Source organism: Mycobacterium sp., from assembly GCF_049280035.1.
In the GTDB taxonomy this organism is placed as follows: domain Bacteria; phylum Actinomycetota; class Actinomycetes; order Mycobacteriales; family Mycobacteriaceae; genus Mycobacterium.
The window spans coordinates 1-9315 of the sequence record NZ_JBAPPI010000543.1; the positions used below are offsets into that span (position 1 = coordinate 1).

9 protein-coding genes are annotated in these 9315 nt (G+C 64.0%); 5 read left to right on the top strand and 4 right to left on the bottom strand.

Annotation, left to right across the window (positions count from 1 at the left end; translation table 11 throughout):
* Positions 1-799: 799 nt before the first annotated feature.
* A complete protein-coding gene (locus WAN71_RS17630; protein WP_422226567.1) occupies positions 800-1483 on the bottom strand; it encodes an SDR family oxidoreductase in 684 nt (227 codons plus the stop codon).
* A 57-nt stretch (positions 1484-1540) separates the two neighbouring features.
* Here WAN71_RS17630 and WAN71_RS17635 point away from each other — a divergent pair, with 57 nt between their 5' ends.
* The gene (locus tag WAN71_RS17635) at positions 1541-1918 is read left to right on the top strand and encodes a DUF4333 domain-containing protein (RefSeq protein ID WP_422226568.1); all 378 of its coding nucleotides are present in this window, start codon (positions 1541-1543) and stop codon (positions 1916-1918) included.
* A gap of 27 nt (positions 1919-1945) precedes the next feature.
* Entirely contained in the window at positions 1946-3037 is a 1092-nt protein-coding gene (locus tag WAN71_RS17640; RefSeq protein WP_422226569.1) for a DUF4331 family protein, read from the top strand.
* A gap of 521 nt (positions 3038-3558) precedes the next feature.
* Here WAN71_RS17640 and WAN71_RS17645 read toward each other — a convergent pair.
* Positions 3559-3708, bottom strand: a complete 150-nt coding sequence (locus WAN71_RS17645) for a hypothetical protein (RefSeq protein ID WP_422226570.1) — start codon at positions 3706-3708, stop codon at positions 3559-3561.
* A 354-nt stretch (positions 3709-4062) separates the two neighbouring features.
* On the opposite strand from WAN71_RS17645, the gene WAN71_RS17650 reads away from it, so the two are divergent.
* Both WAN71_RS17650 and WAN71_RS17655 read left to right on the top strand, forming a co-directional pair.
* Positions 4063-5298, top strand: a complete 1236-nt coding sequence (locus WAN71_RS17650; protein ID WP_422226571.1) for a cytochrome P450 — start codon at positions 4063-4065, stop codon at positions 5296-5298.
* Positions 5298-5879 (top strand): TetR/AcrR family transcriptional regulator, encoded by a 582-nt coding sequence (locus tag WAN71_RS17655; protein ID WP_422226572.1) that lies wholly within the window; start codon positions 5298-5300, stop codon positions 5877-5879. Before WAN71_RS17650 ends, WAN71_RS17655 begins: the two co-directional genes overlap by 1 nt.
* Here WAN71_RS17655 and WAN71_RS17660 read toward each other — a convergent pair.
* Together WAN71_RS17660 and WAN71_RS17665 are read right to left on the bottom strand one after the other, a co-directional pair.
* Positions 5876-7015: an acyltransferase family protein gene (locus tag WAN71_RS17660; RefSeq protein WP_422226573.1), complete on the bottom strand. Its 1140-nt coding sequence runs from the start codon at positions 7013-7015 to the stop codon at positions 5876-5878. The two genes, WAN71_RS17655 and WAN71_RS17660, sit on opposite strands and share 4 nt — an antisense overlap.
* Positions 7012-8721 carry a DEAD/DEAH box helicase gene (locus WAN71_RS17665; RefSeq protein WP_422226574.1) on the bottom strand — a complete coding sequence of 570 codons (1710 nt, stop codon included), beginning with the start codon at positions 8719-8721 and terminating at the stop codon, positions 7012-7014. Before WAN71_RS17665 ends, WAN71_RS17660 begins: the two co-directional genes overlap by 4 nt.
* A 151-nt stretch (positions 8722-8872) precedes the next feature.
* Here WAN71_RS17665 and WAN71_RS17670 point away from each other — a divergent pair.
* On the top strand, positions 8873-9315 hold a 443-nt coding region (locus WAN71_RS17670), incomplete at its 3' end, for an LppP/LprE family lipoprotein (protein WP_422226575.1).

A 9315-nucleotide genomic window follows, 5' to 3' on the forward strand; every position in this document is an offset into this window, starting at 1 on the left:
ACCTACGACGCCTCGAGTTCAGAGCGTAGGGCTCAGAGGGCCTGTGAGGTCATGCGTAATTCAGCTGCTCCGAAACCGCCGGATGCTGCGCCGCCGGTTCAAAGCGTCAGTGCGACAACCGATTTGATAGTTATTAGTCATTATCCATGAAAAAAGTCGCCGTTTTCATCTGTTAGTCGATGTCGTGTTGGGTTGTGCCTCATTGTCTTTCGACGAGGTGAGATGTTCCAAGAACCAGTCCCGGGCGGCGGCGGTCGTCACGTCTTTCCAGTCCGTGTACACGGAGTAATGGTGACCGTCGACCTCGAGCAGTGACTTCGGTTCCCCTGCTGCGGCGTAAGCGGAGCGCTGGCCGGCCAGCAGAGCCGGGTGCTCCTGTCGGCGAGGATCATCAATAGCGGCTTGGGCGAGATTTTCGGCATCAAGTAGGTGAGGTCGTCCACGACCGTCGTGGACTAGATGCAGGGGCTTAAGGGCTTGCGGGCGCGTAGGTCTCACGACTGCCCGCGCTGCCTCCGTTCCTGGCCGGTCTTCACTAGGCGGTGCCTGCGGCGCGGAGTTTAGTCGGGGAGGTCCGTGGTGCCGGTGGCTTGGTAGATGACGCGGCGGGCGATCTCGACGGCGTAGGCGCCGAAGCTTGCCGTCATCGGCGAGCTAGTGCGAGCGAGTTTGACACCAACACAATGATTCTCACTTTCTTGTCCACAGTGGACATCCAGTGGACATCGCAAATGAGAACTGGACCGCGCCGCCGACGAAAGATAACGTCCAGCGCGACCGTAAAGCCGGCCGGGCGGAGTTACCGCTGCATACCGCCGGACAGATGGGCCTTCGTCGCGCGTGTTAGGTCGTCGGCGAGGATCTCCGGCTCGCCGGCGAACAAGCCGTCCAGCGCGAGTCGGGCGACGACCGCGGGATCGCTCTTTTGATCTGCAGGCGCGAAGGCGGCCATGTCGGTGTCTATGTAGCCGACGTGCACGGCGGTGACGTGGATGCCGCAAGGCGCAAGTTCCTGCCTGATTGCGTCGGTCATCGCCCACTCGGCCGCCTTGGCTGCCGAATAGGCGCCGGAGGTCGGATCATGCAGCCAGGACAACACCGACAGCATGTTGAGGATCGCTCCCCCGCCGTTGCCTTCGACGATCGGGGCGAAGGTGCGGATGACATTCAGCGTGCCGAAGTAGTGCGTCTCCATCTCCAGCCGGACGTCCTCGAACGCCCCGGACAGCACTGACGCGCGCGTTGCGGTACCCGCATTGTTGACGAGCACGGTAACGTCGCTGGCCACGTCCGCGGCGCGGCGCACTGAGGCCGGGTCGGTGATGTCCAGTTGGATGGGTTCGACGCCGGACACGTCAATCGTTTCGGGTCGGCGCGCGGCGGCGTAGACCTTCGCTCCCCGCTCGATGAGTTGGGTTGCGAACCGCTTACCTAGTCCCCGGTTGGCGCCAGTGACCAGAGCGGTGATCTGGTCGTTGCTCATCGTCGTCTCCTTCGAGTAGTCGAGGACCGAGATGTTCTCAACACGCATTGTTTCGTAATGATCGCAGGGATGGTAGTGCTCTGCGTCCTCGCTGAAGATGCACGCTTAGTCCGAGGAGGTGTCCTGCCCGACGACCTTAAGGCCACTGTCGGGGCGACACTCGACTGCACCGTGATAACCAACGGGCAGAACGACGGCGTCAACGTCACCGTCAGCAGCGTTAACGGCGGCACGGTGAACTTCGACATCATCGAGACGGTCAGCAAGGACGACGTCGCCGGCCAGATCAGCAAACAGCTCAACCAACAATTCGGGCACGGACCCGAATTCGTCGCCCGCCCGGACAACCTGAAGGGCACCGTGGGTGCCGCGCTGCGCTGTACATTCACCGACTTCAATTGGACGCGAACTGATGGGTACTCAGCACATCCGTGACATCGGGTTTCCCGTTGCCTCTCGCCGGTGACCGGCGCAGAATGGACGCAGCTCGCCGACGTCTCACCATGGCTGTCGCTGACGGATTCAGGAGAGCCGAGACCGATGTCGCATCACTTCGACACCCCGACGGGTCGCGAAGACCCCCGTCTGAATCTCTGCGATTTTTATCTTTTCGCCGGCGACCCCGGAAAGACGACCGTGATGGCGATGACAGTCAACCCGGCGGCCACCGCGGAGACGTCTGCCCCTTTTCGCGATGAGGCTCTCTACGTGTTTCGCTTCGACACAGACAGTGACGCCCATGAGGAGGTGTCCTTCAAACTCAAGTTCGCTGAGGTGGTGCACAGCGCGGCCCCCGCGGGCGGACACGCACAGACCTTCGAGCTGCGCCTCGCCACCGGCGCCGACGCAGCTCAGGGTGGATCTGGCGAGTTGATCGCGTCGGGAACGACCGGCGTCACAGTCGCCGGTGAGAGCGGGGTGCGCGTCTTCGCCGGAGTGGTGCACGATGTGTTCGGCGCTAATGCGGGCCTCAATGACTTCAGGGATGCCTCCGCGGCCGGCGTCTACAAACCCGAGGCTTTCGCCAACCACGTCAACGTCTTCCGGGATCGGACCGTCGCCGGCATCGTCGTCGAGGCGCCCAACGAGTTGATCAGCAGCACGACCAGGGTGCAGGCCTGGGCCACGGTGTCGCTGTGCGGCCACGCGCCTGAGCAGCAAGTGGCCCGCTGGGGTCTGCCGATGTTCACCCACCTCCACCTCAACGACGACGAGTTGAGCGAGGCGTTCAACTCGACCGCCCCGTCCGGGGACAATTCGCGGTTCGTCGCGCGCACCATCGACACCGTCACCAAATACGTCACACTCGCCGGCACTTCCGCTGATCCGGCCGCCTACGCGCGCCGCGTGGCCGACCTGTTCGGATCGATGACCCTGCCCTACGAGCTGGGCACGCCCGCATCCTTCGACTACACCGGAATGAACGGGCGCGGGTTGATGGACAACGTGCTGGACAACGTGCTGTCGGTGTTGACCAACTCCCCGCTGGGCGCCGGTGTCGCGCCCGACCCAGCGCGGATCACGGCCGAATTTCCTTACTTCAGCTGTCCGTGACACCGCTGAGCTGCTCCCAGGGGACCTCATCCAGGAAGGTTTGCAGCCTCCCTCATCGAGCAATGCACCCGATGTGAAGTGCAGTCTCGCCACCAACACCCCGGTCGGGCTGGGCATCGGCAAAGAGACGGTATCCCCACGACCGTCGACGGTATTTCTCTACGTCCCACCGCTGCCACCGCGGGCATGATGGCTGACCGGTCTTGCGCCGGGCATGGCGGCGGATACACCACCCCGACATGCTGCATATGCGACACCACGGTGTACGGGCCGCCGCTCAGCACGCGCTGCTCGGCGCTGGAAGGTTCAGCGACGGTGCGGATCTCGACTAGAGCCGCTCACGGGGCCCCACGACGAAAACTCGCCATTCGACACTCTGGCGGCGCGGCTCGCGCCGTATGAGAGCGGCGGAAGGGCACATCCAGCGGCGGACATGGATATGACACTGATGCGGGCGCCTGCCCAGCTACTTGATCCTCAGTACGGGCTCCACTGACCGTCATTGTGTGGCGGACCACGCGTTAGCCCTCCAACGGGTCTTGCCGGAGGACGAACACGTGCATGCCGGGCACGGTGAAGGCCAGCATGCCGCGCTCGGGCGCGTAGACCAAGCCTTTCTTGATGAGTTGGTTGCGCGCGACTGACAGGTCACTAGCATGCGATCTCTGCATCCGAGACGCCAAGGCAGACACCGTTACGAGCAGAATCGTAAACCCGGAGAGTTGCTGCGGGCCATAGTCTTTGGCAGATCAATTTGGAACGCTGCATTGATACGGAACGAAACCGCACATCCGCAAACCGCAATCATCTGGCGGTGCCACCACCCGTTCGGCCGGCAGGCATCACAGCACGACCCCAAACTCGGGGCCACCCCTGATCGTCCCACTCTCATGTCATAAATGACATACAGATGACATCCCAAATGGGAACATGACATTTAGTTTGGGAATCAACAACGACCAGTGTTAAGGAAACGGCCCAGCTAGGCAGTTGACACATGGGCCTCGTTGTCGTATGAATAAGACATGACAGCAACTCTGTCTCACGCACCGCGCTTCGAGTTGGCGACCGCCGAAACCTGGCCTGACCCGTGGCCGATGTACCGCGCGCTCCGCGACCACGCCCCGGTGCACCACGTAGTCCCCGCCGCCAGACCCGACCATGACTATTACGTGTTGTCCCGGCACGCCGATGTCTGGGCGGCGGCCCGTGACCATGAGACGTTCTCGTCCGCGCAGGGACTGACCGTCAATTACGGCGAGCTGGAACTCATTGGGCTACAGGACAATCCACCATTTGTGATGCAGGATCCACCGGTGCACACCGAGTTCCGCAAGCTGGTTTCGCGTGGTTTCACGCCACGACAGGTGGAGGCGGTGGAGCCCAAGGTGCGCGAGTTCGTTGTCGAGCGCCTCGAGCGGATACGCGCCAATGGCGGTGGCGACATCGTCGCCGAGCTGTTCAAGCCGCTGCCGTCGATGGTCGTCGCGCATTACCTTGGTGTGCCCGAAGAAGACCGCGTCCAGTTCGACGGGTGGACTGATGCGATCGTGGCGGCCAACACCGGCGCCGGTGGCATCGGCGGCGCGCTGGAAACAGTCGGCGACGCGGTCGGGTCGATGATGGCTTACTTCAGCGAGCTGATCGAGCGGCGTCGCCACGAACCCGAGGACGACACCATCTCGCACCTGGTCGCCGCCGGCGTCGGCGCCGACGGCGACATCGCCGGCACGCTGTCGGTGCTGGCATTCACGTTCACGATGGTCACCGGCGGAAACGACACCACCACAGGAATGTTGGGCGGCTCGGTGCAACTGCTGCACCAGCGTCCCGACCAGCGGCGAGTGCTCGCCGAAAACCCGTATCTGATCCCGGATTCGGTCGACGAGTTGCTACGGCTGACGGCACCGGTGCAGGGTCTGGCCCGCACCGCCACCCGCGACGTCACCATCGGCGACATCACCGTGCCGGCTGGCCGCCGGGTATTGCTGCTCTACGGGTCGGCCAACCGCGACGAGCGCGAGTACGGACCCGACGCCGCTGAGCTCGACGTACGGCGGTGCCCGCGCAACATCCTGACGTTCAGCCACGGCGCACACCACTGTTTGGGCGCCGCTGCGGCCCGGATGCAATCGCGGGTTGCGTTGACCGAATTGCTCTCGCGCTGCCCTGATTTCGAGGTCGACGAGGCCGGCATCGTATGGGCCGGAGGAAGCTATGTACGGCGTCCGCTGTCGGTCTCATTCCGGGTCGCGTCCTGATGGCGGCCAATGACTGGCTCTCGGAGCGTCGCACCGAGGTAGCCGCCGATCGGATTCTCGACGCCGCCGAGGAGCTGTTCACCGGCCACGATCCCGGTTCGGTGGGGATGAACGAGATCGCCAAGGCCGCAGGCTGTTCCCGCGCGACCCTGTACCGCTACTTCGAAAACCGCGAAGCGTTGTGCAGCGCGTATGTCCACCGCGAGACCTATCGGCTCTCCGACGCGATCAAAGAGCAGATCAGCGGGATCGCCGACCCACGCGAACGGCTACGTGCGGGCATCGCGACAACCCTTCGCCTGGTCCGGGAAAGCCCCGCGCTGGCGTCCTGGTTTGCTACCACGCAGGCGCCGATCGGTGGTGAAGTGGCCGAGCAGTCCGACGTCATCACGGCGCTGGCCGCGGCGTTCGTCAACTCGCTCGGCGCCGACGACCCGACGGCCATCGAAAGCCGTGGCCGCTGGCTGGTCCGGGTGATTACGTCGCTGTTGATCTTCCCGGGCCGCGACGTGGCCGACGAGCAGGCGATGGTCGAGGAGTTCGTCGTCCCGATCGTGGTGCCGGTCGAGCAGACGGCTTAGCTTGGCACCCGCGTGAATCGGTGCAACAGCCATGCCAGCGGGATAGTCACCACCACCGTCGCCACAAACAGCCCAAGCATCGAACCGGTGTAAACGTGATCCCGCATCACGTAGACCATCGCGAATTCCATGGTCACCAAGTGGATCAAGAAGATCTCGTAGGAGATCTCCCCGAGCCACACCATTGGTCGGCTGGCGAGAAACCGGGAATACCAGCCCTGGTTGCCCAGCGCGAGCGGCGCCACTGCCAGCGCGGCGATCGCCGCGTAGAACACCGCTTTATACAGCGCTTGCGACAGGCCAAGCGGCGATGTCGTCGGATCCCCAGCGATCGGCGTAGAAGCGATGAAGTAGCAGATGACGGCGAGCGGCAACGCGACGAAGGCGTAACAGCGAACCCCCATCGCCTGCAGAACCGTCAGGCTCATGCCGGCGAGAAACCAGATCAGGTAAGTGGGCAGCCACAGCCGCATTCCGTTCGGCACCGAGGTCGTCAGGTGCACCAAGATCAGCCATCCCGGCGAAATCAACGCCAGCGCTGCGAGGCCGGCCAACAGCAGCCTCGGCCGCCATTGCCGTCGGCACAGGACTACCAATAGCAAGTAGGCCAGCAGCGGAAGCACCACGTAGAAGGCGGCTTCTACCGCCAGGCTCCACATCTGGGTCAAACCCTGATGCAAATACCCCTTCATGTAATTGCTGGTGTAGATCTGCGTCAACGTTAGATTGCGCAACAACCCGATCCACGTGTGGCCGAAATTGGGCCCGGCCGTTCGGAAGTGGTAGATCAGGTAGGCCAACAGCACGGTGACGACATAGGCCGGCATGATGCGCCGGACCCGGTGCCAGGCGTAGCGGCGGACCGACGGATCCGCTCCGCCGGTGGCGAGCGATTTCACCCACGGCCCGAACAACAGGAAACCGGACAGCACAAAGAAGATCGGCACACCGATCTCCATCCGGGAGCAGACCAGCCCGAAATAGCCCTGAATGTATTTGCCGGTCGTGTACGCCGCATGGGTCCCGACCACCAAAAGGGCGGCGACCGCACGGATACCGGTCAGCGACGCGACCCGGTCGGGCCCGGAGACCTGTTCGAGCCCGCCCTGGTCGGCCGTGGCGTCGGCTCGGGTCATCCGGTGTGTTCCCGCCGCTTCGCGCCGCCCTCACGGCGCTTGGGGTTATCTCGACCTCGATCCGGCTGCAGGTTGATCAATACGCCGGAAATACGAGTCCGCTCAAGCGCTTTGAGTGTTTCGCGGGATAATTTGGCGGGCAATTCCACCAGCGAGAAGTCGGGCCCGATGTTGATGTGGCCGAAATCGCTGCGGTGCAAGCCGCCTTCGTTGGCGATGGCGCCCACGATCGCGCCCGGGCCGACCTTGTGTCGCTTCCCGACGGCGATGCGATACGTGGCGAACCCCTTCTTGGGGCCCTCGCCCACTTTACGGCCCGACTTGGCGGGCCGGTCCGGACGCTCTTTGGGACGGCGGTCGGGCGGTGGTTCCGGCGACATCAGAAAGGCTTCGCCGTCGCGCGATTGCAACGCGAGTGCCGCCGCGATATCGGCCATCGGCGCGTCGTGCTCCCGCTCGTAGTCTTCGACCAGGCGGCGGAATAACTCAATGCCGGGTGAGCCGAGAGTGTCGGTGATGGAGTCAGCGAATTTTGCCACCCGCTGAGCGTTGACGTCCTCGACGCTGGGCAGTTCGGCCTCGGTGAGCTTTTGCCGTGTTGCCTTTTCTATCGCCTTGAGCAGGTGGCGTTCTCGCGGCGAGACGAACAACAGCGCCGCGCCCGACCGCCCGGCCCTGCCGGTGCGCCCGATCCGGTGCACATACGACTCGGTGTCGTGCGGGATGTCGTAATTGAGCACATGCGATATTCGCTCGACGTCCAACCCCCGGGCAGCCACATCGGTGGCAACCAGGATGTCTAGTCCTTTTGCGCCGCCCTCCTTCAGCGCAGCGATGGTCCGCTCGCGCTGGCTCTGCGGGATATCGCCGTTGATGGCCGCTGCGGAAAATCCCCGGGCGCGAAGCTTTTCGGCTACCTCTTCGGTGGCTTGCTTGGTGCGGACGAAGACGATCATCGCCTCGAACGACTCAACCTCCAGCACGCGGGTCAGCGCATCCATCTTGCGCGGACCCGCGACCTGGATATAGCGCTGCGAAATATTGTCGGCGGTCGCGGTTTTCGCCTCGACCCTGACTTCGGTCGGGTCGTGCAGATACCTGGCGGTGAGTTTGCGAATGGCCGCCGGCATGGTCGCGGAGAACAACGCGACTTGTTTGTACTCGGGCGTCTCGGACAAGATCCGTTCGACATCGTCGGCGAAGCCCATGTTGAGCATCTCGTCGGCCTCGTCGAGCACCAGGTAGTCCACCCGGGACAGATCCAAGGTGCCGCGTTCGAGGTGATCGATGACTCGGCCGGGGGTGCCGACCACCACCTGTGCACCACGTTTGAGCCCGGCCAGTTGCACCGCGTAGGACGACCCCCCGTAGATCGGTAACACGTTGATCCGCGGCAGGCGGGCACCGTAACGGCTGAACGCCTCTGCCACCTGCAGCGCCAGCTCGCGGGTCGGCGCCAGCACTAGCGCCTGAGTCGCCTTGTTGTTGGTGTCGATCTTGGACAGGATCGGGATTGCGAAAGCGGCTGTCTTGCCCGTCCCGGTCTGAGCCAGCCCGACCACGTCCGACCCGGCCATCAACGCCGGAATCGTCGCCGCCTGAATTGCCGACGGCGACTCGTAACCGACGTCGACGACGGCTTGCAAGACCGATGGATGGATCTGCAGGTCGGCAAAGCTCACGGTGGCGCTGTCCGGGGAAGCCATTTCACAAGGAAGTTTAGTGGTCGGGCGCCGCTCGGCCACGCCTGCCACGTCGACAGGCCTGGTCACGGTACGGTGCGACCTTGTGTGGAGACGACACCGTGGTGTCCGGCGGTTGACTGGGCTTGCCGCCGCCGCACTGATCGTCGCGAGCATGAGCGGCTGCGGATCTGGCGACTCGACCGTCGCCAAGACGCCGCAGGCAATGACGGCCCACCCCACCGCCGCGCCCCACACACCGGGACCACCGGCCGTGGGCGCGGGCCCAACCAGCACCAGCTCAGCAGCAGCCGATCCGTGCGCGGTCAGCCTCGGCGCGCCCGCGATCGCCAGAGCGGTGTCAGAGCTCCCCCGCGACCCCCGCAGCCAGCAGCCGTGGAACCCCGAACCGCTGGCCGGCAACTACAACGAATGCGCCCAGCTGTCAGCGGTGATCGTCAAGGCCAACACCAACGCCGCGAGCCCCAACACCAGGGCGGTGATGTTTCACCTCGGCAAGTTGATACCGCCGCAAGGTGTGCCCGACACCTACGGATTCAATGGGATCGACACCTCGCAGTGCACCGGCGACACGGTGGCGTTGGTGTACTCCGGCGG

What these genes read in the sequence shown, in the direction of transcription:
- WAN71_RS17630 (WP_422226567.1), bottom strand. Translation starts at nt 1,483, where the DNA reads ATGAGCAACGACCAGATCACCGCTCTGGTCACTGGCGCCAACCGGGGA.
- WAN71_RS17635 (WP_422226568.1), top strand. Translation starts at nt 1,541, where the DNA reads ATGATCGCAGGGATGGTAGTGCTCTGCGTCCTCGCTGAAGATGCACGC.
- WAN71_RS17645 (WP_422226570.1), bottom strand. Translation starts at nt 3,708, where the DNA reads ATGCAGAGATCGCATGCTAGTGACCTGTCAGTCGCGCGCAACCAACTC.
- WAN71_RS17650 (WP_422226571.1), top strand. Translation starts at nt 4,063, where the DNA reads ATGACAGCAACTCTGTCTCACGCACCGCGCTTCGAGTTGGCGACCGCC.
- WAN71_RS17655 (WP_422226572.1), top strand. Translation starts at nt 5,298, where the DNA reads ATGGCGGCCAATGACTGGCTCTCGGAGCGTCGCACCGAGGTAGCCGCC.
- WAN71_RS17660 (WP_422226573.1), bottom strand. Translation starts at nt 7,015, where the DNA reads ATGACCCGAGCCGACGCCACGGCCGACCAGGGCGGGCTCGAACAGGTC.
- WAN71_RS17665 (WP_422226574.1), bottom strand. Translation starts at nt 8,721, where the DNA reads ATGGCTTCCCCGGACAGCGCCACCGTGAGCTTTGCCGACCTGCAGATC.